Raw genomic sequence first — 25,777 nt, 5'->3', positions numbered from 1 at the left:
CAGGCCAACGCCGTTAGGTTATTTTTGTGAAGGGTATCAGCCGGAAAGGCAAAGCAACCCGACACAGGCCGTTTGCTTTTTTTGCATTGGTATCATGCAGCAAAAGCAGTAGAATAAGCCTCTTCTTTTTTTTTCAGACGGCATCCGGCATCATGAGCGACACTCCGCAATCTCCCCCTAAAAACTACATCACGCCCGGCGGCTGGCAGGCGCTGAAAGACGAGCTTTATCAATTGGTGCACAAAGAGCGCCCGGAAATCGTGCAGATTGTCAACTGGGCGGCGGGCAACGGCGACCGCAGCGAAAACGGCGATTATCTTTACGGCAAGCGGCGGATGCGCGAAATCGACCGCCGCATCCGCTTTCTCACCAAACGGCTGGAAGCGGCGGTGGTGGTCGACCCGGAAGCGCGCGAGCCCACCGATCAGGTGTTTTTCAGCGCCACGGTGGCGCTGCTGCGCGGCGATGGCAGCGAGCAGACGGTGAAAATTGTGGGCGTGGATGAAATCGATACCGCCCGCAACAAAATCTCATGGGTGTCGCCGTTGGCACGTTGCCTGATGAAAGCGCGTGAAGGCGACGAGGTGGTGCTCCACGGCCCGGACGGGCGCGAGGTGATTGAGATTTTATCGGTAGCGTATCTCAAAATCGAATAGCGGGTTTCGGCTGAAACCAGGCCGTCTGAAAGCTTAAATGATTCAGACGGCCTTTGTTCTGCTGTGTTAAAAAGATAATGATATATGAATGGTCAGGATGCCTAGGGTATCCTGATCATTTGTTTATGAAGAGATGTTTGCACTCAGCGCTGGCGTGCTTTAAAACGCGGATTGCTTTTGCAAATCACATAAACCTTGCCTTTGCGGCGCACGATTTGGCAGTCGCGATGGCGTTGTTTGGCGGTTTTTAAAGATGACAATACCTGCATTATTTTTCCTTTTTAAATGAGCCGAGCATACTTTGATAGCGCTGGTTGAATTTGCTGGCGCGCCCTTCGGTGTTGTATTCACGCTGTTTGCCGGTGTAAACGGGGTGTGAAGCAGACGAAGTATCAAGCATAAATACGGGATATTCGTTGCCGTCGCGCCACTGCATGGTTTTGCCGTGGGTGTTGGCGCACGAACGGATCAGCCAGCCCTCATCGGCGCCGCTGTCGAAAAACAGCACCGTGCGGTAGTTTTCGGGATGGGTATTCGGTTTCATAAAAACTCCTTGTGAAATGTTATAATGTAACAATTATAGCGCATTCAAGAATTATTATCAACTGTTGCGCTGTTGGCTTTTTCACATATTCTTTTCACATATTGTTTCCGGGCTGATGCCGATTCGGTGTTGTGCGCGGCCGTTATGCCAACATCTCCGGCGTTAACACGGCTTTGAGCTTGGCATGGAAGCCGTTATGGTCTTGTTTGAGCTGAAACCACCAAAAGCCGCCTTTTTTATAGGACCAATAAGCATCGCCGCCCCAATCGCCGTTGAGCAGAAATGCGCTTAATTGGCCTAACCATGGCTGGTGGCCGACAATTACCAGCGTGCCGTTGCGGGGAGCTGTTTCCAATAGCCGCGGCAGGGTGCGGGCATAGATGTCGGGGTTGAGAGTGGCGAGAATGGTGTAATCCTGCACCAGATAATCAGCGGTCTGGCGGCTGCGTGCGGCTTGCGAAACCCATACCTGTGTGTCTTGCGGCAGGCGGTTGCGCAGCCAGGCGGCAGCGGTGCTGGCTTGGCGGCGGCCTTTTTCGGTGAGTTGGCGCGCTAAATCGGGCGGGCCGTATTCAGCTTCGGCGTGGCGCCAGAGAATCAGGTTCATATTGCGGCTCCTGTGCGGGGTGTCGGTATGTTGGCGGGATGCGCTCGTGACAGCAGTTTGGGCGGTGTGTACTATCTTAAGCACCGTGCAACCGCTTTTCCGATCCGAATATCATGCCCGCTCGAATTCTAAAAAATAATGTCGGTTTATAAAAGCTAGAATGTTTTATACACCCGATCATTTTAATGCTAAAAATCTTTTATTCATTTCTCTTTTTAAACAAATTAGATTGATTGAAAAAATGCAGTTATTTAATTGCCGTCTCTCTATTGAGAGACGATAAAGCAATGCAGCCGGATTGTTTGTCGAACGAGTGAAAGATTATAGCGCGCTTTTCAGACGGCCTATATAATGCGGCGCATGAATGTTTTAATACCTTGGCGGCAGGCATTGCCGCCTTTGCTTGAGACGGAGGGTGCGGCCGCATTGATGCAGGCGCCTTCGCTGACTGTGGCACTGCGCGCGCTGGGGCACGGGTTTTCCGTGCGCCTGCTGCATTTGGGCGCGGTTGGCGGAGATGTTTGGCTCGCCGATGGTTTGGGCGATGCGCCGGAGTGGTTTGCGCGTGATGTATTGTTGTGTGTGAACGATACGCCGGTGGTTTGGGCGCGCAGTTTGTGTGCACATTCGGCGGAGCATTGGCGCACGCTGCTTGATTGCGGCACCCGGCCTTTGGGCGAGCGTTTGTTTGACGGCTCGCTGCCGTTGTCCCGTTCGGCATTTGAATATGCGGTGCCGGATGCGGCAACGGATTTGTCCGGGTTCGGCGGCACGGCGTTTGCGGCGCGTCGCTCGTTTTTCAAGCTGCATGGCGAAGCCCTAGGATTGGTAGAGTGCTTTTTACCGGCGCTGAAAAATTACCTTGTTGATGCTAATTGATAAGCTGTTGGCAGTAAAAACAAATAATGGCGGTTTGAAAAGCCGGTCGGCGCATCTCGGTGCTGTCAGGCGATTTTTTAAAATGTATACGCAACATTAAATTTTGAGCAAATTCGATTATAATTCGAGGCCGTCTGAAAACTTTCAGACGGCCTCGGTCAATCATAAATGCGTAATAATATTATAGATGAATATCAAACGATTACTGCTTAAATTTCTACCCCGTTATGTGGTGGGGCGGCTGTGTGTGTACGGCCGGCTGATGCGGATGGAAAAACCGATCGGCACGCTGCTGCTGCTGTGGCCGACATTTTGGGCCTTGTGGATTGCTTCGGAAGGCTTGCCCGATTTCACCATTTTATTGGCGTTTACCTTGGGCACGTTTCTGATGCGCAGCGCCGGCTGTGTGGTCAATGATTTTGCCGACCGCGACATCGACGGCGCGGTGGCGCGCACCAATCAGCGCCCGTTTGCGCAAGGTTTGGTCACCAAATCAGAGGCGCTGTTGCTGCTGCTGATTTTGTGTTTGTTGGCGGCGTTGTGCTTACTGCCGCTCAACCGCCTCACTTGGCTGATGAGCCTGCCGGCTTTGTTTCTGGCGATAACCTATCCGTTTACCAAACGTTTTTTTCCGTTGCCGCAGTTTTATTTGGGGTTGGCATTTTCGTTTGGCATACCGATGGCGTTTGCCGCCGTGACCGACAGCGTGCCACCGCTGGCGTGGCTGATTTTTGCGGCCAATGTGTTGTGGACGCTGGCTTACGACACCATTTATGCCATGGCAGATAAAGAAGACGATTTGAAAATCGGCATCAAAACATCGGCGATTACGTTTGGGCATCACGATGTGTCGGCAGTTATGTTGTGCCATTTTTGGTTTACCGTGCTGATGATGGTGCTGGGCTGGCAAATCGGCGCATCATGGCCGTATTGGCTGGTGTTGCCGCTGGTGGTGTATTGGCAGTGGCAGCAATATCAGGTGATTAAAACGCGCGACCGCTGGGCTTGCTTTCGTGTGTTTCTTGAAAACAACCGCATCGGTTTGGCCTGGTTTTTTGCCATTGTGGCGCATTATCTGTGGATAAGTTGAACTCGGTATGTGCCCGCTGCACGGTGTATTTTGATTTTTTATGTGCATGGGGGAACTTTTTATCATCACCCCTTCGGGTTTCAGGCGGCCTTATGTAAGGTTGTGCTTGTAATTTAATTAATTGATATGTATAGGTATTTTAAGATTTGCGGTGGCTGTCTGAAATGTAAAATGCCGCGCAAGGATTGAGATTTGATACAACAGTGGGTACAATCGGCAACTGTTTTGCTTACCCTCGTTAAAGAGATGTTCTATGAGCCTGATCGGCCAAATTTTACCGGTGTCTCACATTATGTTGGACCTGGAAGTCAGCAGTAAAAAACGTGTATTCGAGCAAGCCGGCCTGTTGCTGGAAAATGAAGCGGGCTTGGCGCGCGCGGATGTATTCGAATGCCTGTTTGCCCGTGAAAAGCTCGGCACCACAGGCTTAGGGCAGGGCGTGGCCATTCCGCACGGCCGCCATGCTTCGGTAAAAAAAGCCGTGGGCGCATTTATCCGCACCAAAGAGCCGGTGGCGTTTGATGCGCCCGACGGCAAGCCGGTGTCGTTGATTTTTGTGTTGCTGGTGCCTGAAAACGCCACCGGCGAGCATCTGGAAGTGTTGTCAAAACTGGCCGGCAAATTTTCGCAAAAAGCCGTGCGTGAAGCGCTGGCCGCTGCGGCCACGCCGGAAGAAGTGCAACGCTTGCTGACTGAAGAGTAATTTATGCCGAGTGTATCTGTCCGCCGCCTTTATCAAGACAATCAGCACAAACTGCAACTGGCTTGGGCGGCCGGCACGGCAGGCGCCGACAACCGTATCGGTGTAGAGGCCGACAAGCCCGTTTTGGCGCTGGTCGGCCATTTGAATTTTATCCACCCCAATCAGGTGCAGGTGTTGGGCGTGGCCGAAGTGGAATACCTCCAGCGCATGGAGGCGGGCGAAATCAGCTATAACTTCGACCAATTATTTGACTTTCCGATGTCGCTGGTGATTGTGGCCAACGGCCTGCCGGTATCGCCGATTTTGCGCGACTACTGCCATACCCATAATGTGCCGCTGCTCACCTCAAAGCTGGAAAGCCCTTATCTGATGGATGTGTTGCGGATTTATTTGCAACGCCGGCTGGCGGTTTCAACGGTGAAACACGGGGTGTTTCTCGATGTGTTTGAAATCGGCGTGCTGATTACCGGCCAGTCGGGCTTGGGCAAGAGCGAGTTGGCGTTGGAGCTGATTTCGCGCGGCCACAGTCTGGTAGCCGATGATGCAGTGGAGCTTTACCGCACCGGCCCGGAAACGCTCGACGGTCGCTGCCCGCCGATGCTGCGTGATTTTTTGGAAGTACGCGGTTTGGGTGTGCTCAATGTGCGCCATATTTTCGGTGAAACTTCTATCCGTCCGAAAAAAATCTTGCAATTAATCATTAATTTGGTTGCGGCTGACGATGAGTATATGAAACAGCTCGACCGTTTGAGTATCCGCACCGAAACCGAATCTATTCTGAATGTCAGCATCCGCTCGGTAACGCTGCCTGTTGCCGTCGGCCGCAACTTGGCCGTGCTGGTTGAAGCTGCGGTGCGCAATTATATTTTGCAGTTGCGCGGAAAAGACAGCACCAAAGAATTCCTCGAACGCCATCAAACCATGCTGAAGGAAGACGGACTCAACCATGAAAATCGTATTGATTAGCGGCCTTTCCGGCTCGGGAAAATCGGTTGCGCTCAAGCTTTTGGAAGATTTGGGCTATTATTGCGTAGATAACCTGCCGTTAAATCTGCTGCCCGCGCTGGTGTCGCATCATATCGACCAAGAAGAAGTGGAACAGTTGGGCGTTAGTGTCGATATCCGTTCGCGCATCGATATCCAAGAAGCGCAAATCCAAATCAGCGCGCTGCGCCGGCAAGGGCATGATGTGGAGGTGTTGTTTCTGGAAGCGGAAGAGGGCGTGTTGGTGCGCCGTTTCTCCGAAACCCGCCGCGGCCACCCTTTGTCGGGCCAGAATCTGACTTTGCTGGAAAGCCTGCATAAAGAGCGCGAATGGCTCTCGCCCTTACGCGAAATCGCTTATTGTATCGATACGTCTAAAATGAATGCTCAGCAATTGCGCTATAGCGTGCAGCAGTGGCTGAAGCTGGAAAGCAAGGGCTTGCTGGTGATATTGGAGTCGTTCGGTTTCAAATACGGCGTGCCTACCAATGTTGATTTTATGTTTGACATGCGCAGCCTGCCCAACCCGTATTACGATCCTGAATTACGCCCCTTTAACGGCATGGATCAAGCGATTCAAAATTATTTGGATGATCAGCCGCTGGCGCAGGAAATGCTGGCAGACATCGGCAGCTTTCTAAACCGCTGGCTGCCGCGCATGCAGGTAGAAAGCCGCAGCTATGTTACCATCGGTATCGGCTGCACTGGCGGACAGCACCGTTCGGTGTATATGGTGGAAAAGCTGGCCGAACAATTGGCCGGAAAATATGAATTACTGGTGCGCCACCGCCAAGCGCAAAATTTGGCCGGGCGTTGAGCCGCTTTCAGACGGCCTAAGTAAGCAACAGGTAAGCAGCAGGCCGTCTGAAATGTTAAAAAAGACCAAAAGAAAACAATCTGCTATAATGCCGTCATGATTTCAGGCAGCCTTTTACCGGCTGCCTGATTACGTTATGATATCCAGTCACAAAAGTAAGCCGATAAAGTGAGCCAACGCTGTTAGGGGATTTTTGTGAATGGGTCTAAAAACCTGTTTGCCGAGGCTGGCGATAGACAAAATAATCATTTGGTTTTGCAGGCAGAGGGTGTTTATTGTGAAAGCCAGAATGGCGATGCCCTGATTGGTATCACCGGATTGACGGCGTGGCTAAGATAAAAGGCTTTCTGATTATCCGGACGGAGAAAGGTATCTGCCTGCCGGTTCTGATCATGCGTTTACCGATGTGCAGCACCGGCAGCAGTTTGAAAATACCCTAACCGCGAAGTTGGCTGAATAAACCGGCCTGCGAACAAAGTGGGCGGAAAAAGCAGCGTTCAGACGGCTTTTTTCTCTAGGGTGTTTTGATGATTCAGAATGATTTAGATTTTTTGTGATAAAAGTACACAAGATTGTGGACATTTTGCGAGTATTTTTAATGCAGCAGATGTGCTTTTAGCGCAAAAAAAATGATGATATGTGCGTTGTCAGGATACCCTAATGCCCGATAATGCAACCATAAAGAGAACAATATGGCAATCCAATGGTATCCCGGCCACATGCACAAGGCCAAAAAAGCCATTATCGAACGCTTAAAAAGCGTGGATATGGTGATTGAAGTGCTTGATGCACGCCTGCCGGCATCAAGTGAAAACCCGCTGTTGGCAAAACTTTCCGCCGATAAACCCAAGCTGAAAATCCTCAACAAACAAGACTTGGCTGATGCGGAGCGCACCGATATCTGGCTGGCCGAATTCCAAAGCCGCCCCAACACCAACGCCATCGCACTCGATGCTTCCGACCGCAGCGCCGCCGCCAAAATGATTGAAGCCTGCCGTAAGCTGGTGCCGCACCGAAAAGGCATCGAAAAGCCCTTGCGCGTATTGATTTGCGGTATTCCCAATGTGGGAAAATCCACGCTGATTAACGGCATGCTCGGCAAGAAATCCGCCAAAACAGGCAACGAGCCCGGCATCACCAAAGCCGAACAGCGCCTGTTTCTGGCCGATGACTTCTGGCTTTACGACACCCCGGGCATGTTGTGGCCGAAAATCATCGTTGAAGAAAGCGGCTACAATCTGGCCGCCAGCGGGGCCGTCGGTCGCAACGCGCTGGATGAAGAAGTGGTGGCGCTGGAGCTGCTCGACTATCTGCGCCGCCATTATCTGGCCTTACTGCAAGCGCGTTATCAGGCCGACAAAGATGCCAGCAGCCACTGGCAAGACAGCGACTGGCTCGAATGGATAGGCCGCAAACGCGGTGCCTTGCTGCCCGGTGGGCGCATCAACCACCAAAAAGCGGCCGAAAACACTCTTACCGATTTCCGCGACGGCCAAATCGGCCGCATCACATTGGAAACCCCGCACCAATGGGAAGCTTGGCTGAAAAAAGCCCGCCAAAACGAAGCTGTGCTGAAGGCCGAACGCGAAGCCAGAAAAGCCGCCCGCAAAGGCTGATAGTTATTCACAAAAGTAAGTGAACAAGACGGCAAGGCTAGGGTGTCCGGACAATCCGATTTACGGGTGTATTTTGCCCCTGAAAACGCATCTGCTGCGTTAAAAAGCCTCGCAAGATGTCCAATCTTGCTGCGTTTTTTGCCTGGCATCTGCATTTTCAGGAACAAAAATCCCCTCATAAACAAATTATCCGGACACCCTAGCCAATGCCGTTAGGTTATTTTTGTAAATGGGCATGAAATATTTTCAGACGGCCTCGGATGGCGGATTGGAAGGCCGTCTGAAACGCTGTTTGAAAAGCCGGATAAGGACACATCATGAAAGCATTGATTATCTCTATATTATGCAGCCTGCTCGCCGCCTGCGCCCATCTTTCAGACGGCCAAACCATTCAAGTGTATAAGCATGATGGTTCGCGCCAATGTGAAGGTGCGGGTGTGCTGCCTGAAACGATGCAGAACGAATTGAAAGGCATCCGCATTTACCATGCCGAAAAAAGCCGGCTTGAAGGCGTGGCTTTTCCGGCGGTGTGTGGCGGCGGTACGGGCAGTATCAATGTTTACACTATTGATACACAAAATCAGGCTGAAGCGGAAAAGCGCGGTTTCAGTGTGTTGAATAAACCGATTAACCCTGTTTCAGACGGCCTTTAATCAATAAGGCCGTCTGAAAACCCGATAAAAACCATGAACGACAAACTTGCCCCTGACGCGCTGATTGAAGCTGCGTTGATGACCCAAATCGAGCCGTTGAGCGAAAAAGCCATGCGTGAATTGTGTGTGCCGCCGCTTTCTGCCGATAAGCTGATTGATGTGCTTTCTACCCTGAAAGCCCGCTGGCACAACCGTGCGCTGCAATTGGTGCATACCCATGAAGGCTGGCGGTTTCAAATCGATGCACGTGCATTTGAGCGTTTGGGCAGCCTGCAGGAGCAGCGCACACCACGTTATTCGCGTGCAGTCATGGAAACGCTGGCGATTATCGCTTACCAGCAGCCGGTTACGCGTGGCGACATCGAAGGTATACGCGGCGTGGCTGTTTCCAGCAATGTGATGCAAACCCTGCAAGACCGTGGCTGGATTGAGGCCATCGGCCACCGTGACACTGTCGGCCGCCCTGCTTTATGGGCAACCACCGAAGCCTTTCTCAGTGATTTGCAACTCAGTGATTTGACCGAACTGCCGCCGCTGACCGAGCTGGGCGAATTGGTGTTGCCTGATTTGATGGAGATGCCGTCTGAAGCGGAAGAGGAAGCGGCGGATACGCAAGCGGCCGAAATTGTGGAAAGTTATACAGAAGAGGGCTCATCTTTGTTAAACTGAGGCCGTCTGAAAAATACCCCGCACGGGTAGCCGTGCACTTTAACCATCCTGCCGCGCAAGCCGCAGAAGAACCGTTTTCCCGCTTGGAAAATGTGTTAGGAGAACTGAAATGACAAGCAAACAACCCACCAGCAAACGCGAATTCCGCGATGGCGGCAGCAGCAAAAAGCCTGCCGCCAAAAAAGCACCCCGCAAACATTCAGACGGCCTGAAAACCGATGCCAAAAAAACTGTAAAAACCGGCAAACCGCCGTTTGCGCAAACCGGTAAATCAGGCAATAAATCAGCCGGTCAAGCTGCTGCACAAGAACAAGCCGCACCGAAAAACCGTGCCACTCGCGCCAAAAAACTGATTGTGCGTGCGCCGAACCAAAAAATTCAAGAGCGCGCGCGTGATTTGAAAGACAAGCGTGTCGACAGCGAATACATCGGGCCTGAGCGCCTGCAAAAAGTGCTGGCCGCATCGGGCGTCGGCTCCCGTCGTGAAATGGAAGATTGGATTACCCAAGGCATGGTCAAGGTAAACGGCAAAGTGGCTCAGCTTGGCGATAAAGTAGCGCCGGGCGATCATGTGCAGGTAAAAGGGCAGAATATCAACCTGAAATGGGCCGATCGCCTGCCGCGCATCATTCTTTATTACAAACAGGAAGGCGAAATCGTGTCGCGCGATGATCCGCAAGGCCGTGTCAGCATTTTCGACCGTCTGCCGCAAGCCGCCAGCAGCCGTTGGGTGGCCATCGGCCGCCTTGATATCAATACCAGCGGCCTGCTGATTCTCACCACTTCGGGCGAGCTGGTGCAGCGTTTTGCCCACCCGAGCTTTGAAGTGGAGCGCGAATACGCCGTGCGCGTGTTGGGCGAAATGAGCACCGAACAGATGAAAATGCTCACCGAAGAAGGTGTGATGCTCGATGACGGCCTGGCCAAGGTTGAACGTATCTATGAGCAGGGCGGCGAGGGCGCAAACAAATGGTATAACGTGGTGATTAAAGAAGGCCGCAATCGCGAAGTGCGCCGCATTTTTGAAAGCCAAGGCTTAACCGTGAGCCGTCTCGTGCGTGTCGGTTTCGGCCCGATCGGCCTGCCCAACCGCCTCAAACGCGGTCAGTTTTATGAATTAAATCCCGCAGAAGTGGCCAATATCATGAAGTGGGCGGATATGCCGCTGCCGGGCGAGCGCCGCCGTAAAGTTTAAAATATTTAGCGTGTTTTGTTAAACCGAATGTAATAAACGGGTTGATAAATCTTTGAGGCCATCTGAACTTTCACAAACCAGTTTGAAAGTTCAGACGGCCTCAAAGATATCAATGCGGAGCAGCCGTTATTTGCGCAGCTGTTTTGCCGCCTCTATGGCAAAATAAGTCAGAATGCCGTCTGAACCCGCACGCTTGAAGGCCAGTAGGCTTTCCAAAATCACCTTATCGCCATCCAGCCAGCCGTTTTGAATGGCCGCCTGCAACATCGCATATTCCCCCGATACCTGATAAGCATACGTTGGCACGCCGAATTCATCTTTGACCCGGCGAATAACGTCCAAATAAGGCAGACCGGGTTTAACCATCACCATGTCTGCACCTTCCTGCAAATCCAAAGCCACTTCATGCAGGGCTTCATCACTGTTGGCCGGATCCATCTGGTAAGTGTATTTATCGGCTTTACCTAAGTTGGCAGCGCTGCCGACCGCATCGCGGAAAGGCCCGTAAAAAGCTGAGGCATATTTGGCCGAATAAGCCATAATGCGGGTATGGATGTGGCCCGCATCCTCCAAAGCCGAGCGGATGGCGGCAATCCGACCGTCCATCATGTCCGACGGCGCTACCACCTGCGCACCTGCTTCTGCATGGCATAAAGCCTGTTTAACCAACACCGCGATGGTTTCATCGTTTAAAACATAGCCGTTTGAATCAATCAAACCGTCTTGTCCGTGAGTGGTGTAGGGGTCGAGTGCCACATCTGTCATAATCCCCAACTCAGGGAATGCTTCGCGTAATTGCCGTACGGTTGTCGGCACTAAGCCTTCGGGATTAAAAGCCTCTTCGGCAGTTTCGGTTTTGTTTTGAGTAACCACAGGAAAGAGCGCCAGCATCGGAATGCCGAGATTTAGCGCTTCTTCAGCAGTATAAAGCAGCTTGTCCAAGCTTTGGCGTTTAACCCCCGGCATAGACTGCACGGCTTCTTCCTGATTCTGTCCTTCTAAAACAAATACCGGATAAATCAAGTCGTTTGCCGTTAAGATATGTTCGCGCATCAGGCGGCGGGAAAAATCATCTTTACGCATGCGGCGCATACGGGTTGAATAAATATGACGCGGTGGGAAGTTCATTCAAATAACCTGTTCGGACATTTAATCAAGAGGGATATTGTACGCCTGGAACAATAGTAATAAAAGCAAAGTGCTGTTTTCGAGACGCTGAAAGTGTTGGAATCTAAAAGCGTTGAAACAAAATGCGCATCTAAAACAAGGTGATGCCGGTTTTGGGTAAAAAAACTTCCGGCATTTTGGTTGACGGTGTTTGGGGGAGGGGGTATAGTTCGGTTCTTCGCTGCTTCGGCGGTGACGAAACGAACTGATAATTATAGCACGGACGGTGGGATTGAGAAGGCTTTATAGATAAAGTTTTTAGATTCTGCGGTTGACAAGAAGATTGGGTGTTGTATAATTTCGTTCTTGCTCTTTAACAAACAGATTACCGATAAGTGTGAGTGCGGTGACGCCTCACACTGTTGAAAAAGATAGACAAGAAATGTTTTAACATATCTTCGTTTATTTCTTTGAAGCAGACCAGAAGTTAAAAAAAGTTAGAGATTAAACATAAGAGTTTGATCCTGGCTCAGATTGAACGCTGGCGGCATGCTTTACACATGCAAGTCGGACGGCAGCATAGAAGAGCTTGCTCTTTTGATGGCGAGTGGCGAACGGGTGAGTAACGCATCGGAACGTACCGAGTAGTGGGGGATAACTGTCCGAAAGGATGGCTAATACCGCATATTCTCTGAGGAGGAAAGCAGGGGACCTTAGGGCCTTGCGCTATTTGAGCGGCCGATGTCTGATTAGCTAGTTGGTGGGGTAAGAGCCCACCAAGGCGACGATCAGTAGCGGGTCTGAGAGGATGATCCGCCACACTGGGACTGAGACACGGCCCAGACTCCTACGGGAGGCAGCAGTGGGGAATTTTGGACAATGGGCGCAAGCCTGATCCAGCCATGCCGCGTGTATGAAGAAGGCCTTCGGGTTGTAAAGTACTTTTGTCAGGGAAGAAAAGCCGCCGGCTAATACTCGGTGGTGATGACGGTACCTGAAGAATAAGCACCGGCTAACTACGTGCCAGCAGCCGCGGTAATACGTAGGGTGCGAGCGTTAATCGGAATTACTGGGCGTAAAGCGAGCGCAGACGGTTATTTAAGCAAGATGTGAAAGCCCCGGGCTCAACCTGGGAACTGCGTTTTGAACTGGGTAACTAGAGTGTGTCAGAGGGGGGTAGAATTCCACGTGTAGCAGTGAAATGCGTAGAGATGTGGAGGAATACCGATGGCGAAGGCAGCCCCCTGGGATAACACTGACGTTCATGCTCGAAAGCGTGGGTAGCAAACAGGATTAGATACCCTGGTAGTCCACGCCCTAAACGATGTCAATTAGCTGTTGGGGTACATGATGCCTTAGTAGCGTAGCTAACGCGTGAAATTGACCGCCTGGGGAGTACGGTCGCAAGATTAAAACTCAAAGGAATTGACGGGGACCCGCACAAGCGGTGGATGATGTGGATTAATTCGATGCAACGCGAAGAACCTTACCTGGTCTTGACATGTACGGAAGACTCCAGAGACGGAGTTGTGCCTTCGGGAGCCGTAACACAGGTGCTGCATGGCTGTCGTCAGCTCGTGTCGTGAGATGTTGGGTTAAGTCCCGCAACGAGCGCAACCCTTGTCATTAGTTGCCATCATTAAGTTGGGCACTCTAATGAGACTGCCGGTGACAAACCGGAGGAAGGTGGGGATGACGTCAAGTCCTCATGGCCCTTATGACCAGGGCTTCACACGTCATACAATGGTCGGTACAGAGGGTAGCCAAGCCGCGAGGTGGAGCCAATCCCAGAAAACCGATCGTAGTCCGGATTGCACTCTGCAACTCGAGTGCATGAAGTCGGAATCGCTAGTAATCGCAGGTCAGCATACTGCGGTGAATACGTTCCCGGGTCTTGTACACACCGCCCGTCACACCATGGGAGTGGGGGATACCAGAATTGGGTAGGGTAACCTTCGGGAGCCCGCTTAACACGGTATGCTTCATGACTGGGGTGAAGTCGTAACAAGGTAGCCGTAGGGGAACCTGCGGCTGGATCACCTCCTTTCTAGAGAAAGAAGAGGCGTTGTCGTATTCACACTTATCGGTAAACTGTAGAAGAGATGCAGAATTAAAGAAGCAAAGGCCTTGGGTTTGTAGCTCAGCTGGTTAGAGCACACGCTTGATAAGCGTGGGGTCGGAGGTTCAAGTCCTCCCAGACCCACCAAACAGAAGTAGCACCGCACGGCCGGTACTGGGGGCATAGCTCAGTTGGTAGAGCACCTGCTTTGCAAGCAGGGGGTCATCGGTTCGATCCCGTTTGCCTCCACCAAAAGCTTCCCAAATCAAAGCGAGTTGGAAAAGGAAAAAGAAGCGGCAGCTTCTTATTTTAATTGACAGAGCGAAAGCGGCTGTTATAATGGCCAGCTCATTTTGATTTGCGAAGTTATTCTGAAGCCCGGGCAAAATCCGCGGCGGCAGACGCATCGATCTTTAACAAATTGGAAAGCCGAAATCAACAAACAAAGACAATGTTGTTTCGATTGGAAGCGCAAACCGTTGCAACGGAATGCGTTTCAGCAAAAGCAGAGCCGGTATATCCGGCGACAGCCCAGCAGCAATCGGAGCACAAAAATTTGGGTGATGATTGTATCGGATTCACTCTGAAACACAAAAGGCAGAGTGAATCACACAACAAAGCAGTAAGCTTTATCAAAGTAGGCACCTCAAGTCCGGTCCCCTAGTCAACGGGAGGTTGGGCGAAGTCAATGAGGTTCTTGAAATGATAGAGTCAAGTGAATAAGTGCATCAGGTGGATGCCTTGGCGATGATAGGCGAAGAAGGACGTGTAAGCCTGCGAAAAGCGCGGGGGAGCTGGCAATAAAGCAAAGATCCCGCGATGTCCGAATGGGGAAACCCACCGTATTCTGTACGGTATCCTCAAGTGAATACATAGCTTGAGAGAAGCGAACCCGGAGAACTGAACCATCTAAGTACCCGGAGGAAAAGAAATCAACCGAGATTCCGCAAGTAGTGGCGAGCGAAAGCGGAGGAGCCTGTATACGATAATACTTGAGATAGAAGAACAAGCTGGGAAGCTTGGCCATAGTGGGTGAAAGCCCCGTATTCGAAATTTCAAGTATGGTACTAGGTATACGACAAGTAGGGCGGGACACGAGAAATCCTGTTTGAAGATGGGGGGACCATCCTCCAAGGCTAAATACTCATCATCGACCGATAGTGAACCAGTACCGTGAGGGAAAGGCGAAAAGAACCCCGGGAGGGGAGTGAAACAGAACCTGAAACCTGATGCATACAAACAGTGGGAGCACCCTAGAGGTGTGACTGCGTACCTTTTGTATAATGGGTCAACGACTTACATTCAGTAGCGAGCTTAACCGGATAGGGGAGGCGTAGGGAAACCGAGTCTTAATAGGGCGACGAGTTGCTGGGTGTAGACCCGAAACCGAGTGATCTATCCATGGCCAGGATGAAGGTGCGGTAACACGCACTGGAGGTCCGAACCCACGCATGTTGCAAAATGCGGGGATGAGCTGTGGATAGGGGTGAAAGGCTAAACAAACTCGGAGATAGCTGGTTCTCCCCGAAAACTATTTAGGTAGTGCCTCGAGCAAGACACTGATGGGGGTAAAGCACTGTTATGGCTAGGGGGTTATTGCAACTTACCAACCCATGGCAAACTAAGAATACCATCAAGTGGTTCCTCGGGAGACAGACAGCGGGTGCTAACGTCCGTTGTCAAGAGGGAAACAACCCAGACCGCCAGCTAAGGTCCCAAATGATAGATTAAGTGGTAAACGAAGTGGGAAGGCCCAGACAGCCAGGATGTTGGCTTAGAAGCAGCCATCATTTAAAGAAAGCGTAATAGCTCACTGGTCGAGTCGTCCTGCGCGGAAGATGTAACGGGGCTCAAATCTATAACCGAAGCTGCGGATGCTAATTTAGATTAGCATGGTAGGGGAGCGTTCTGTAGGCCGAAGAAGGTGACTTGAGAAGGTTGCTGGAGGTATCAGAAGTGCGAATGTTGACATGAGTAGCGATAAAGCGGGTGAAAAGCCCGCTCGCCGAAAACCCAAGGTTTCCTACGCAACGTTCATCGGCGTAGGGTGAGTCGGCCCCTAAGGCGAGGCAGAAATGCGTAGTCGATGGGAAACGGGTTAATATTCCCGTACTTTGATTTAGTGCGATGTGGGGACGGAGAAGGTTATGTCAGCGGTCTGTTGGAATAGGCCGTTCAAGCCGGTAGGTGGAAAGTTTAGGCAAATCCGGACTTTCATAACACCGAGAAGTGATAACGAGCATCTACGGATGCGAAGTGACAGATACCACGCTTCCAGGAAAAGCCACTAAGCTTCAGCTAAATCAGAACCGTACCGCAAACCGACACAGGTGGGTAGGATGAGAATTCTAAGGCGCTTGAGAGAACTCAGGAGAAGGAACTCGGCAAATTGATACCGTAACTTCGGGAGAAGGTATGCCCTCTGATGTGAAAGACTAGCTCTGTAAGCATTGGAGGGTCGCAGAGAATCGGTGGCTGCGACTGTTTATTAAAAACACAGCACTCTGCTAACACGAAAGTGGACGTATAGGGTGTGACGCCTGCCCGGTGCTGGAAGGTTAATTGAAGATGTGAGAGCATCGGATCGAAGCCCCAGTAAACGGCGGCCGTAACTATAACGGTCCTAAGGTAGCGAAATTCCTTGTCGGGTAAGTTCCGACCCGCACGAATGGCGTAACGATGGCCACACTGTCTCCTCCTGAGACTCAGCGAAGTTGAAATGGTTGTGAAGATGCAATCTCCCCGCTGCTAGACGGAAAGACCCCGTGAACCTTTACTGTAGCTTTGCATTGGACTTTGAAGTCACTTGTGTAGGATAGGTGGGAGGCTTAGAAGCCGAGACGCTAGTCTTGGTGGAGCCGTCCTTGAAATACCACCCTGGTGACTTTGAGGTTCTAACCCAGGTCCGTTATCCGGATCGGGGACCGTGCATGGTAGGCAGTTTGACTGGGGCGGTCTCCTCCCAAAGAGTAACGGAGGAGTTCGAAGGTTACCTAGGTCCGGTCGGAAATCGGGCTGATAGTGCAATGGCAAAAGGTAGCTTAACTGCGAGACCGACAAGTCGAGCAGGTGCGAAAGCAGGACATAGTGATCCGGTGGTTCTGAATGGAAGGGCCATCGCTCAACGGATAAAAGGTACTCCGGGGATAACAGGCTGATTCCGCCCAAGAGTTCATATCGACGGCGGAGTTTGGCACCTCGATGTCGGCTCATCACATCCTGGGGCTGTAGTCGGTCCCAAGGGTATGGCTGTTCGCCATTTAAAGTGGTACGTGAGCTGGGTTTAAAACGTCGTGAGACAGTTTGGTCCCTATCTGCAGTGGGCGTTGGAAGTTTGACGGGGGCTGCTCCTAGTACGAGAGGACCGGAGTGGACGAACCTCTGGTGTACCGGTTGTCACGCCAGTGGCATAGCCGGGTAGCTAAGTTCGGAAGAGATAAGCGCTGAAAGCATCTAAGCGCGAAACTCGCCTGAAGATGAGACTTCCCTGGTGGTTTAACCACCCTAAAGAGTCGTTCGAGACCAGGACGTTGATAGGTCGGGTGTGGAAGCGCGGCAACGCGTGAAGCTAACCGATACTAATTGCTCGTGAGGCTTGACTCTATCATTTGAAGAACTTCGAATGATGATAAAGCTTACTGAAGTCATGAGCCGTACAGCAGTACGGACATGCGATACACATTACCCTTGTTGGAAGCGGGCGCAGCGCCCAGAGCGCGCCCCGGTTCATGTTGATAAAGCAAGATGGGAGACCATGTTGCGACGGCTTTAGCAATTTGTACAGTTTAAGTCTGGCGGCCATAGCGAGTTGGTCCCACGCCTTCCCATCCCGAACAGGACCGTGAAACGACTCAGCGCCGATGATAGTGTGGATACCCATGTGAAAGTAGGTCACTGCCAGACACCCATTCAAGAGCCCCGATACGGAAACGTATCGGGGCTTTATTCTGTGGATGGTTGGCGGGCAGACGGCCCCAGCAGCTCTTGCTGTTGCCCGATTGCGACAAACCGGCGCAATATTCGGGCACATAACCGTTAATGCAGTAAAAATATTTGAACGCATCAAAAAATACCCTTATCATAAACAAATGCCGGCATGCAGCAGAGGCTGCCGGTGAAGGCCGAACAACATTACGAAGGAAAACAATATGAAAAAACTGATTTGGGGCGCACTGGCGCTGATAAGCACCGGCTTCTCGCTGGCGGCGGTCAACATCAACACCGCCGGGGAAGAAGAGCTCAAAGCCCTGCCGGGCATCGGCCCCTCGAAAGCGGCGGCGATTGTAGAGTACCGCAGCCGCAACGGCAACTTCAAAAGTGTGGAGGAGCTGAAGAACGTGAAGGGGATCGGAGACGGTATTTACAACCGTCTGAAGGATGAGGCTTCGGTATCGGGGGCGGCGGCGAAGAAGGCCAAGCCTGCGCTTAAGAAGCCGTGATGCTGCGTTTAGCTGTTTGAAGGCTGCCCGTTCGGGCGGCCTTTGCTTTAGGGGGGAATGGCGGCTGCACAATACCGGGTGTTGGCGGCGGTGCCCGCCGGGTTGCTGCCGCGGCACCTTGGCTTATTTCGTTTCAATGATTGCGATACGTTTGATACCATTTATTCAAACCGCGGTTAAACCGGCTCCGTTGCTTGAACGATGCCGTCTGAAAGTGTCTTGAAGGCTTTTACTGCATCGGGCTGCAGCCTGCATGTCGGATAGCTGCTGATGGTTTGGTGTTGGTGGAATGGGCACGATTAGACAGGAATATCAGGAAGTGGCTTCGATAGTAATCTGCTTATTGCGGGGGGGAGCTTTGGCTGCGGTTTGCTGTTATTAAGGGGCTTTACTAAGGTTGTTTGAATGTTTCAGACGGCCTTAATATAGTCAAAGAAAAACAAAACTAGTACAATAGAAAAACCATGGCCTACTCAAAAGATTATCGACAAATGATATTAGCAAAGCTCGAATCAGGTGAAACCTATCGAGCTTTAGCCGCTGAATTCAACATCAGTAAAAGCACCATACAAAACTGGAAGAAGCAGCCGGAGCGAAAAATAGTAACCACCCGTCACTCCAAAATCGATATGGAAAAGTTACGCCAAGATGTAGCGCAGTATCCCGACCATTATCAAAGAGAGAGAGCCGTCCGCTTTAACTGCACGCAACGGGCAATCGGCATTGCATTGAAACGGTTGAAGATGACTCAAAAAAAAGACCTTGAAACATCCTCGGGCTGATAAAGCAAAACGCCGTTGTTTCAGTAAGCAACGCGCACGTTACGAACAAGATGGCAGACCGATTATCTATCTTGACGAAAGTGGCTTCAAATCCAACGATTACCGTCCCTATGGATACGCAACGAAAGGCGAAAAGTGTTACGGCACTGACAACCGGCAATTGAAAAACACCACCAATGCTATTGGCGCGATTCACGATAACCGATTATTTTCGGTAGGTCTTTATAATTGCAGCATTGACAGTACCGTTTTCCATCACTGGGTTGAAATGCTACTGCTGCCAGAACTGCCCCCAAGCAGCGTGATCGTGATGGATAATGCCACATTTCATAAAAGACAGGATATTCAAGACTTGATTGAAAAAGCGGGGCATACGATTCTTTGGCTGCCTCCCTACAGCCCCGACCTAAATCCGATTGAGCAAACTTGGGCTTGGATTAAGCGGAAACGGAAAGATTGGAGGATAGATTGTCTGGATACGCTGTTTTTCTATTTCTTGTGGATTTGTGACAGTTTTTAATTTCTTCGACTATGTAAAAATAAAGCCAAAGGCCGTCTGAAACTGATTCAGTTTCAGACGGCCTAACCTTAAATTGCTATTTTATTTCCAGTAGCGCCACCAAGGCATGCTGTTGGCTTGCCACGGTTTTTGGAGATATGGGCTGTTGGGGAAGTTTTGCGCCAGAATGCGACGGGTATCTTCGGCCAATTGCGGTTTGTTCATACGGGTGTATGATAACTCCATAATGGCCAGAGCTTCTTCCACAAAGCGGGTGTTTTGATATTGTTCGACCACTTTTTGTGCGCGGTTGGCTGCTGCGAGATAGGCGCCGCGATTGATATAGTAGCGGGCAACGGCGATTTCATTGCCGCCCAAAGCATCAACAAGTTTGGCCATGCGTTCGCTGGCATCCGGTGCATAGCGGCTGTCGGGGTAGCGTTCCACCAATTGGGCAAATGCATGATAAGCGTCACGGTTGGCTTTAGGGTCGCGGTCGGACCAGTCTTGCGAAGCCAGTTTGTTTAAGAATGACTGGTCTTCATTAAACAATACCAAGCCTTTCAGGTATAGGGCATAATCCATATTCGGGTGTTGCGGGTAAATGCGTTGGAACCGCTCGATTGCAGCCAAGGCTTTTTCCGGCTCGTCATCTTTATAGTAAGCATAAGCGGTATCCAGTTGGGCTTGTTGCGCGTGGCGGCCGTTGGGGAACCGTGATTCCAATATTTCGTATAACTTGATGGCTCGCGTATAATTGTTGCTGTTTAATTCGTCTTGCGCTTCGGTGTAGAGACGGTCCACTGTCCAATCTTGGGTGATTTGGGCGTCTTTATCGACGGTGCCGGTGTTGGCACAACCGCTCAGGGCGAAACCTAAGGTTACTACTAAAAGAATTTTTTTCATGCAAAACACTTCCTTTGACAATGCTGCTGATTATAACGATGATTTGGAGTTTTCGGCAGTCCTTAATGCAGAAAGTTGCATAAATTTAACTGTTCCTGTTGATTTGGCAGGTATGCGCTTGGATGCGGCGCTGGCAAAATTGTTGCCTGATTATTCCCGCAGCCGCCTGACCGGTTGGATTAAAGAGGGGGCGGTGTTGGTGAATGATAAACCTGCGCAGCCGAAAGACAAAGTTATCGGCGGTGAGGATTTGTGTGTCACCGTGCGGCAGAGCGAAGAAAATCTGGCTTTTACGCCCGAAACGATGGACTTGGACATTGTTTACGAAGACGATACGGTTATTGTGCTCAACAAGCCGGCCGGATTGGTCGTTCATCCGGCGGCCGGCAATTGGACGGGTACGCTGCTTAATGGTCTGCTGGCTCATTGTCCGGCTTTGAGCCAGGTGCCGCGAGCGGGTATTGTACATCGTTTGGATAAAGAAACCAGCGGCTTGATGGTGGTGGCCAAAAACTTACCGGCGCAAAATCATTTGGTACAGCAGCTTCAGGCACGCACGGTTAAGCGGATTTATCGTGCGATTGCCAATGGAATTGTGCCGTTTGACGGCAAAATCGATACCTTGATCGGCCGAGATCCGCATAACCGTTTGAAAATGGCAGTGGTAAAATTCGGTGGTAAGCCTGCGGTCACTCATGTAAAGGTGCTGGAGCGTTATTTGGCGCACAGTTATATCGAGTGTGCGCTGGAAACAGGGCGCACCCATCAAATCCGTGTGCATATGCGTGAAGCCAATCATCCGTTGGCGGCAGACCCGGTATACGGCAACCCGCGCCATGCCTGTTCTGATGCAGTAAAAGAAGCGGTAAAAGGATTGGCGCGGCAGGCGCTGCATGCTTACCGTTTGAGCTTTGTGCATCCGCAAAGCGGGGAAGCCGTAGCGTTTGAAGCGCCGATTCCGGCCGATATGTATCATTTATTATCAGTTTTACGTTTAGAGGCCGGGCTGGATTCCTCGTTAAGCAACGAAGTGGAATGGCAGGACAAAGTGGGCGGCGGTGACGACGACGATTGGGACGATGATGATTATGATGTGGAGGTGATGTATGTGCGTGATTGAACGTAAATGATTGTCTAGGGTGTCCTGATGTGTCATATGTCATCATCTTTTTGGTGCTAAAAGCACACCTGCTGCGTTAAAAAGCCTCGAAAAATGTCCAATCTTGCTGCGTTTTTGCCTTGCGCTTGCATTTCCGGGAACAAAAATCCCTCCATAAACGAATTGTCAGGACACCCTAGCCGTTCAACTGAAATTATCCTACTGAGCTGTCTTGCCGCACTCCTTGTACTGGTTTCGGCTTGCCGCCTCGTATGATGATTCTAGCTGAATCAGCGATAGCAGTTTCAACAGCGCTCATGTTTTGAGGTGCTGTATTGCGCCGGTTTTACGTTGAAGCCTGTGTCTGTGGCATAAAAATCACTTCAGAATATCATTGGCCGTCTGAAAAAAAGGCCGTCTGAAAAAAGGAATGGGCATGAGCCAAACACTTAATTTGAATTTAAACGCAGCCATCGGCCTGAGCCAAGATGTATCGCCATTTTTATCTGCCGATTGGCCGGCACCGGCCAATGTCAAAACCTTAATCAGCACCCGCAAGGGCGGTGTTAGTGAAGAGAAAGCGTTTGCCGCGATGAATGTCGGTATGCATGTGGGGGACAAGCCCGAGCTGGTGGCACACAATCGTGCCATTGTCGCAAAGCAGACAGGCGTGCCGGTGGCTTATTTGAACCAGACGCACAGTGCGGATGTGGTACGGGCGTGCGACAGCCTGACGGAGCCTTTGGATGCGGATGCCAGCGTTGATGACAGCGGTTTGGCGGCTTGTGCAGTGATGACTGCCGATTGTCTGCCGGTGTTGTTTTGTGACAATGCCGGCACCGTGGTGGGTGCGGCTCATGCGGGCTGGCGGGGGTTGGCCGGCGGCGTGCTGCAAAATACGATATCGGCCATGGGCGTGCCTGCATCGGAAATCATGGCCTATTTCGGGCCGGCTATCGGGCCGGATGCGTTTGAAGTCGGGCAAGATGTTTATGATGCCTTTTGCCGCCCGCTGCCGCAAGCCGAAGCGGCATTCGAGCCGATTGGCGCCGGCAAATATCTGGCTGATATTTATGCATTGGCGCGTTTGCTGCTGAGGCGCGAAGGGGTCACGCAGATTTACGGCGGTACGCGTTGTACGGTATTGGAACGGGACAGCTTTTTTTCGTATCGCCGCGACGGCCAAACCGGGCGCATGGTGAGCATGGTATGGCTGGCCGATGAGGCCGTCTGATGCCATTCACAAAAATGAGCTAACGGCGCTGGCTTGTCTGTGCTCGAAGAGGACCGGGGTCGCTAAGGCGCTGAAGCGCCAAGTCAACCGACCCCGTACGTGTGTGCTGTCTTCGACCCCGCCGTCTTGTCCGCTTACTTTTTTTGAATGGGTGTAAATCTTTCTTTTCACATTAAATCATTGGTTTAATGCTCGTATTGTCATGCAGAAGTTAAGGCCTTCAGCTGTCAAAGTAAAGAAACTGTCAACGGCAGTAAAAAATCTGCTATATTTCATCGCTTGAAACGGTAATCTAGAGGCTGCGGCCAAAGGCCGAAAGTTTCTGTTGCCGGCTGTGTTGGCCTGATTTTCGGCACAACTGCGGCATTTGTTTAATAAAACCAACAAAAAGGTATGCGCATGACGACTTCCGCTCATCCGTCCACACAAAAATCGCTGTTTTGGGCCACCGGCCTGATGCTGTTTGCTTTGTTTTTCGGCGCGGGGAACCTGATTTTCCCGGCGGCCATGGGCCAGCAGGCGGGCGACAATATCGTATCGGCCATGCTGGGCTTTATGCTGACCGGTGCAGGCTTGCCGCTTTTGGGTGTGGCGGCTATCGGCTATTCCGGTTCGCGCGATGTGCAAGAGCTGGCTTCGCGGGTAACCCCTTTATACGGCGTGTTGTTTGCTGTATTGCTGTATTTGTCGATCGGCCCGCTGTTTGCGATTCCGCGCACCGCCACGGTGTCTTTTGAAATCGGTATTGTGCCGTTTTTGGGGGCGGAGGCTGCCGCGCAGAAATCATGGGCATTGGCCATCTTCAGCTTGGTGTTTTTTGCCATTTCGTATTGGCTGGCAATGTCGCCGGGTAAATTGATCGACCGCATCGGCAAGGTGCTGACCCCGATGTTGCTGTTGTGCATCGCGGTGCTGGTCGGCGCGGCGGTGTTGTCGCCGATGGGTGCGTTGCAGCCTGCGCAAGCTGAGTTTGTGACGCAGCCGCTGGTAAAAGGCTTTCTTGAAGGCTACAACACCATGGATGCGCTGGCTTCATTGGTGTTTGCCATTATTGTGATTGATGCCATTCGCGCCCGCGGCGTGAGCGACACAAAAACGCTGACCGGCCTGACCATTCGTGCAGGCATATTGGCAGCGGTGTGTCTGGCGGTGGTGTATGCGCTGATTGCCTACATGGGCGCCAGCAGTGTGAGCCTGTTCGGTATTTTGGATACCGGTGCGGCGGTGTTGTCGCAAACGGCGCAGCATTATTTCGGTATCGGCGGCAATGTGCTGCTGGCGGCCATTGTGTTTTTGGCCTGCCTAACCACTTCGGTGGGCTTGATTACTTCATGTGCCGAATATTTCAACCGCATCTGGCCGCGCGTGTCTTACCGCAACTTTGCCATTATCTTCACGCTGATTTCCTGCGCATTGGCCAACAAAGGTTTGGCCGGCATTATCAGCTTTTCGATTCCGATGCTGATGCTGCTGTATCCGCTCACCGTGGTGATTATTTTGCTGGCCTTTTTAGATAAATTTTTCGGCGGCAGCCGTTTGGTTTATGTATGCACTATTTTCGCCACGCTGGTTGTGGGCTTGCTGGATGCATATAAAACCGCATTCGGCTTCAGCGAAGCCACCGCCGCGGCCATCAACAACAGCCTGCCGTTATACAATATCGGCCTGGGCTGGTTGGTGCCGGCTTCGGCAGGTTTTATTCTGGGCTGTATTTTGAATGTTGCCAGCAAGAAAAAAGCCTGATCGGTCAATATAATCGACAGGCCGTCTGAAAGCATTGCTACCGGTTTCAGACGGCCTGTTTATATTCGGCTATAATGCCGTTTTGTTTTGACGAACCAAACACACAACATGAAACACATCCACATTATCGGCATCGGCGGCACTTTTATGGGCGGTGTGGCGGCGATTGCTCAAGAGGCCGGCTTTAAAGTAAGCGGTTGCGATGCCAAAATGTATCCGCCGATGAGCACTCAGCTTGAAGCGCTCGGCATTGACGTGCATGAAGGTTTTGATGCCGAGCAATTGGATGCGTTTCAGGCCGATGTGTATGTGATCGGCAACGTGGCCAAGCGCGGCATGGCGGTGGTTGAGGCAGTTTTAAATCGCGGCCTGCCCTATATTTCGGGGCCGCAATGGTTGGCGGAAAACGTATTGCACAGCCGTTGGGTGCTGGCTGTGGCGGGCACGCACGGTAAAACCACCACCGCCAGCATGTTGGCATGGGTGTTGGAATATGCCGGTTTGGCACCGGGTTTTCTGATTGGCGGCGTGCCGCAGAATTTCAGCGTATCAGCGCGCTTGCCGCAAACCCCGCGCCAAGATGCCCACAGCCAATCGCCGTTTTTTGTGATTGAGGCCGATGAATACGATACGGCCTTTTTCGATAAGCGCAGCAAATTCGTGCATTACCGCCCACGCACCTGCATACTCAATAATCTCGAATTCGACCATGCCGATATTTTTGCCGATTTGGCGGCCATTCAAACCCAATTTCACCATTTGGTGCGCGCTATACCCGGCGAAGGCCTGATCATCAGCAACGGCACCGAACAAAGTTTGCGCGATACCTTAGACCAAGGCTGCTGGACACCGGTGGAATTTTTCGGCAACAGCGACGGCTGGCAGGTGGCGGGTGTGGCTGCCGACGGCTCATTTGATGTTATGCTCAACGGCATCCAAGTCGGGCATGTGGCATGGGATCTTATCGGCGGCCACAACCGCATGAATGCCTTGGCCGTTATTGCTGCCGCACGACATGTGGGCGTGAATATTGCCACTGCGTGCGAGGCGTTGGGCGCATTTAAAAATGTGAAACGCCGCATGGAAACCAAAGGCAAAATCAACGGCATTACCGTATATGACGATTTCGCCCACCATCCTACCGCCATTGCCACCACTGTGGCAGGGCTGCGCCAAAAAGTGGGCGCTGCCCGCATTTTGGCGGTGTTGGAGCCGCGCTCCAATACCATGAAACTCGGCACCATGAAAGCCGCCCTGCCGCAGAGTTTGGCAGATGCCGATGAAGTGTTCTGTTATGCCGGCGGTGTGGATTGGGATGTGGCCGAAGCGCTGGCGCCTTTGGGCGGCAAATTGCATGTCGGCAAAGATTTTGACAGCTTTGTGCGCACCATTGCCGAGTCGGCCGCAAACGGCGACCATATTTTGGTGATGAGTAACGGTGGGTTTGGCGGCATTCATGAAAAATTATTGCATGCACTCCAATAATCCGCTTGCCG

General features: G+C 51.6%; 22 protein-coding genes, 2 tRNA genes and 3 rRNA genes. 22 read left to right on the top strand and 5 right to left on the bottom strand.

The genetic code is table 11. The features are described from left to right. Nucleotides 1-152: 152 nt before the first annotated feature. Complete coding sequence (gene greB / locus LVJ83_RS10580; protein ID WP_244784496.1) at nt 153-656, top strand: transcription elongation factor GreB; 504 nt, start codon at nt 153-155, stop codon at nt 654-656. A 143-nt stretch (nt 657-799) separates the two neighbouring features. Here the strand turns inward: greB and ykgO are convergent, their stop codons facing one another. From ykgO to LVJ83_RS10565, 3 genes are all read right to left on the bottom strand, one after another. Continuing rightward, the gene (gene ykgO / locus LVJ83_RS10575; protein WP_002222621.1) at nt 800-925 is read right to left on the bottom strand and encodes a type B 50S ribosomal protein L36; all 126 of its coding nucleotides are present in this window, start codon (nt 923-925) and stop codon (nt 800-802) included. Beyond that, complete coding sequence (locus LVJ83_RS10570) at nt 925-1,200, bottom strand: type B 50S ribosomal protein L31 (protein ID WP_244784494.1); 276 nt, start codon at nt 1,198-1,200, stop codon at nt 925-927. The genes ykgO and LVJ83_RS10570 overlap by 1 nt, the downstream gene beginning before the upstream one ends. A gap of 142 nt (nt 1,201-1,342) precedes the next feature. Then, entirely contained in the window at nt 1,343-1,807 is a 465-nt protein-coding gene (locus tag LVJ83_RS10565; protein ID WP_244784492.1) for a SixA phosphatase family protein, read from the bottom strand. A gap of 360 nt (nt 1,808-2,167) precedes the next feature. Here LVJ83_RS10565 and LVJ83_RS10560 point away from each other — a divergent pair, with 360 nt between their 5' ends. The 9 genes from LVJ83_RS10560 to LVJ83_RS10520 all read left to right on the top strand — a co-directional run bounded on the left by LVJ83_RS10560 (nt 2,168) and on the right by LVJ83_RS10520 (nt 10,413). Beyond that, nucleotides 2,168-2,686: a chorismate--pyruvate lyase family protein gene (locus LVJ83_RS10560; RefSeq protein ID WP_244784490.1), complete on the top strand. Its 519-nt coding sequence runs from the start codon at nt 2,168-2,170 to the stop codon at nt 2,684-2,686. Nucleotides 2,687-2,873: 187 nt separating this feature from the next. Then, nucleotides 2,874-3,776 (top strand): 4-hydroxybenzoate octaprenyltransferase, encoded by a 903-nt coding sequence (ubiA, locus tag LVJ83_RS10555; RefSeq protein ID WP_244784489.1) that lies wholly within the window; start codon nt 2,874-2,876, stop codon nt 3,774-3,776. A gap of 253 nt (nt 3,777-4,029) precedes the next feature. Then, a complete protein-coding gene (ptsN, locus tag LVJ83_RS10550; protein ID WP_244784487.1) occupies nt 4,030-4,479 on the top strand; it encodes a PTS IIA-like nitrogen regulatory protein PtsN in 450 nt (149 codons plus the stop codon). Between the two features lie 3 nt (nt 4,480-4,482). Beyond that, nucleotides 4,483-5,445, top strand: a complete 963-nt coding sequence (hprK, locus tag LVJ83_RS10545) for an HPr(Ser) kinase/phosphatase (RefSeq protein ID WP_244784486.1) — start codon at nt 4,483-4,485, stop codon at nt 5,443-5,445. Next, nucleotides 5,426-6,280, top strand: a complete 855-nt coding sequence (gene rapZ, locus LVJ83_RS10540) for an RNase adapter RapZ (RefSeq protein ID WP_244784484.1) — start codon at nt 5,426-5,428, stop codon at nt 6,278-6,280. Before hprK ends, rapZ begins: the two co-directional genes overlap by 20 nt. A gap of 692 nt (nt 6,281-6,972) precedes the next feature. Beyond that, entirely contained in the window at nt 6,973-7,896 is a 924-nt protein-coding gene (gene ylqF / locus LVJ83_RS10535; protein ID WP_244784482.1) for a ribosome biogenesis GTPase YlqF, read from the top strand. A 317-nt stretch (nt 7,897-8,213) separates the two neighbouring features. After that, nucleotides 8,214-8,549, top strand: a complete 336-nt coding sequence (locus LVJ83_RS10530) for a hypothetical protein (protein ID WP_244784480.1) — start codon at nt 8,214-8,216, stop codon at nt 8,547-8,549. 33 nt (nt 8,550-8,582) lie between these two features. Beyond that, entirely contained in the window at nt 8,583-9,218 is a 636-nt protein-coding gene (gene scpB, locus LVJ83_RS10525) for an SMC-Scp complex subunit ScpB (protein ID WP_244784479.1), read from the top strand. A 109-nt stretch (nt 9,219-9,327) separates the two neighbouring features. Beyond that, complete coding sequence (locus tag LVJ83_RS10520) at nt 9,328-10,413, top strand: pseudouridine synthase (RefSeq protein ID WP_244784477.1); 1,086 nt, start codon at nt 9,328-9,330, stop codon at nt 10,411-10,413. A 126-nt stretch (nt 10,414-10,539) separates the two neighbouring features. Here the strand turns inward: LVJ83_RS10520 and hemB are convergent, their stop codons facing one another. Continuing rightward, nucleotides 10,540-11,541, bottom strand: a complete 1,002-nt coding sequence (hemB, locus tag LVJ83_RS10515) for a porphobilinogen synthase (RefSeq protein ID WP_244784475.1) — start codon at nt 11,539-11,541, stop codon at nt 10,540-10,542. A gap of 485 nt (nt 11,542-12,026) precedes the next feature. Here hemB and LVJ83_RS10510 point away from each other — a divergent pair. The 8 genes from LVJ83_RS10510 (at nt 12,027) to LVJ83_RS10475 (ending at nt 19,320) form a co-directional block, all read left to right on the top strand. Next, nucleotides 12,027-13,567, top strand: a 16S ribosomal RNA gene (locus LVJ83_RS10510). An 82-nt stretch (nt 13,568-13,649) separates the two neighbouring features. Continuing rightward, nucleotides 13,650-13,726, top strand: a tRNA-Ile gene (locus LVJ83_RS10505). 29 nt (nt 13,727-13,755) lie between these two features. Next, nucleotides 13,756-13,831 (top strand) — tRNA-Ala (locus LVJ83_RS10500). A gap of 457 nt (nt 13,832-14,288) precedes the next feature. Beyond that, a 23S ribosomal RNA gene (locus tag LVJ83_RS10495) occupies nt 14,289-17,182 on the top strand. Between the two features lie 187 nt (nt 17,183-17,369). Next, nucleotides 17,370-17,482, top strand: a 5S ribosomal RNA gene (rrf, locus tag LVJ83_RS10490). The 16S, 23S and 5S rRNA genes sit together here with 2 tRNA genes alongside, the layout of an rRNA operon. A gap of 245 nt (nt 17,483-17,727) precedes the next feature. Continuing rightward, on the top strand, nt 17,728-18,018 hold the full coding sequence (locus LVJ83_RS10485) for a ComEA family DNA-binding protein (protein WP_244784473.1): 291 nt from the start codon (nt 17,728-17,730) through the stop codon (nt 18,016-18,018). A gap of 464 nt (nt 18,019-18,482) precedes the next feature. Then, the gene (locus tag LVJ83_RS10480) at nt 18,483-18,800 is read left to right on the top strand and encodes an IS630 transposase-related protein (protein ID WP_244784471.1); all 318 of its coding nucleotides are present in this window, start codon (nt 18,483-18,485) and stop codon (nt 18,798-18,800) included. Then, nucleotides 18,781-19,320, top strand: coding sequence for an IS630 family transposase (locus tag LVJ83_RS10475; protein WP_244784469.1), 540 nt, complete (start codon nt 18,781-18,783; stop codon nt 19,318-19,320). Before LVJ83_RS10480 ends, LVJ83_RS10475 begins: the two co-directional genes overlap by 20 nt. An 81-nt stretch (nt 19,321-19,401) precedes the next feature. Here the strand turns inward: LVJ83_RS10475 and LVJ83_RS10470 are convergent, their stop codons facing one another. Further along, nucleotides 19,402-20,205 (bottom strand): outer membrane protein assembly factor BamD, encoded by an 804-nt coding sequence (locus tag LVJ83_RS10470; protein WP_244784467.1) that lies wholly within the window; start codon nt 20,203-20,205, stop codon nt 19,402-19,404. Here LVJ83_RS10470 and rluD point away from each other — a divergent pair. The 4 genes from rluD to mpl all read left to right on the top strand — a co-directional run bounded on the left by rluD (nt 20,204) and on the right by mpl (nt 25,766). Continuing rightward, entirely contained in the window at nt 20,204-21,325 is a 1,122-nt protein-coding gene (gene rluD, locus LVJ83_RS10465) for a 23S rRNA pseudouridine(1911/1915/1917) synthase RluD (RefSeq protein ID WP_244784465.1), read from the top strand. The two genes, LVJ83_RS10470 and rluD, sit on opposite strands and share 2 nt — an antisense overlap. Nucleotides 21,326-21,740: 415 nt before the next feature. After that, entirely contained in the window at nt 21,741-22,538 is a 798-nt protein-coding gene (pgeF, locus tag LVJ83_RS10460) for a peptidoglycan editing factor PgeF (RefSeq protein ID WP_244784463.1), read from the top strand. Between the two features lie 399 nt (nt 22,539-22,937). After that, nucleotides 22,938-24,281, top strand: coding sequence for a branched-chain amino acid transport system II carrier protein (brnQ, locus tag LVJ83_RS10455; RefSeq protein ID WP_244784460.1), 1,344 nt, complete (start codon nt 22,938-22,940; stop codon nt 24,279-24,281). 108 nt (nt 24,282-24,389) lie between these two features. Beyond that, nucleotides 24,390-25,766: a UDP-N-acetylmuramate:L-alanyl-gamma-D-glutamyl-meso-diaminopimelate ligase gene (gene mpl, locus LVJ83_RS10450; RefSeq protein WP_244784459.1), complete on the top strand. Its 1,377-nt coding sequence runs from the start codon at nt 24,390-24,392 to the stop codon at nt 25,764-25,766. Nucleotides 25,767-25,777: the final 11 nt, after the last annotated feature.

It is taken from the genome of Uruburuella testudinis (assembly GCF_022870865.1).
GTDB lineage: Bacteria > Pseudomonadota > Gammaproteobacteria > Burkholderiales > Neisseriaceae > Neisseria > Neisseria testudinis.
The sequence above is the reverse complement of the archived record's forward strand: the minus strand, read 5'-3'. Positions and strand labels throughout refer to the sequence as shown.

Coding starts and splice junctions, on each gene's coding strand:
- greB (WP_244784496.1), top strand. CDS start 153: ATGAGCGACACTCCGCAATCTCCCCCTAAAAACTACATCACGCCCGGC.
- ykgO (WP_002222621.1), bottom strand. CDS start 925: ATGCAGGTATTGTCATCTTTAAAAACCGCCAAACAACGCCATCGCGAC.
- LVJ83_RS10570 (WP_244784494.1), bottom strand. CDS start 1,200: ATGAAACCGAATACCCATCCCGAAAACTACCGCACGGTGCTGTTTTTC.
- LVJ83_RS10565 (WP_244784492.1), bottom strand. CDS start 1,807: ATGAACCTGATTCTCTGGCGCCACGCCGAAGCTGAATACGGCCCGCCC.
- LVJ83_RS10560 (WP_244784490.1), top strand. CDS start 2,168: ATGAATGTTTTAATACCTTGGCGGCAGGCATTGCCGCCTTTGCTTGAG.
- ubiA (WP_244784489.1), top strand. CDS start 2,874: ATGAATATCAAACGATTACTGCTTAAATTTCTACCCCGTTATGTGGTG.
- ptsN (WP_244784487.1), top strand. CDS start 4,030: ATGAGCCTGATCGGCCAAATTTTACCGGTGTCTCACATTATGTTGGAC.
- hprK (WP_244784486.1), top strand. CDS start 4,483: ATGCCGAGTGTATCTGTCCGCCGCCTTTATCAAGACAATCAGCACAAA.
- rapZ (WP_244784484.1), top strand. CDS start 5,426: ATGAAAATCGTATTGATTAGCGGCCTTTCCGGCTCGGGAAAATCGGTT.
- ylqF (WP_244784482.1), top strand. CDS start 6,973: ATGGCAATCCAATGGTATCCCGGCCACATGCACAAGGCCAAAAAAGCC.
- LVJ83_RS10530 (WP_244784480.1), top strand. CDS start 8,214: ATGAAAGCATTGATTATCTCTATATTATGCAGCCTGCTCGCCGCCTGC.
- scpB (WP_244784479.1), top strand. CDS start 8,583: ATGAACGACAAACTTGCCCCTGACGCGCTGATTGAAGCTGCGTTGATG.
- LVJ83_RS10520 (WP_244784477.1), top strand. CDS start 9,328: ATGACAAGCAAACAACCCACCAGCAAACGCGAATTCCGCGATGGCGGC.
- hemB (WP_244784475.1), bottom strand. CDS start 11,541: ATGAACTTCCCACCGCGTCATATTTATTCAACCCGTATGCGCCGCATG.
- LVJ83_RS10485 (WP_244784473.1), top strand. CDS start 17,728: ATGAAAAAACTGATTTGGGGCGCACTGGCGCTGATAAGCACCGGCTTC.
- LVJ83_RS10480 (WP_244784471.1), top strand. CDS start 18,483: ATGGCCTACTCAAAAGATTATCGACAAATGATATTAGCAAAGCTCGAA.
- rluD (WP_244784465.1), top strand. CDS start 20,204: ATGCAAAACACTTCCTTTGACAATGCTGCTGATTATAACGATGATTTG.
- LVJ83_RS10470 (WP_244784467.1), bottom strand. CDS start 20,205: ATGAAAAAAATTCTTTTAGTAGTAACCTTAGGTTTCGCCCTGAGCGGT.
- pgeF (WP_244784463.1), top strand. CDS start 21,741: ATGAGCCAAACACTTAATTTGAATTTAAACGCAGCCATCGGCCTGAGC.
- brnQ (WP_244784460.1), top strand. CDS start 22,938: ATGACGACTTCCGCTCATCCGTCCACACAAAAATCGCTGTTTTGGGCC.
- mpl (WP_244784459.1), top strand. CDS start 24,390: ATGAAACACATCCACATTATCGGCATCGGCGGCACTTTTATGGGCGGT.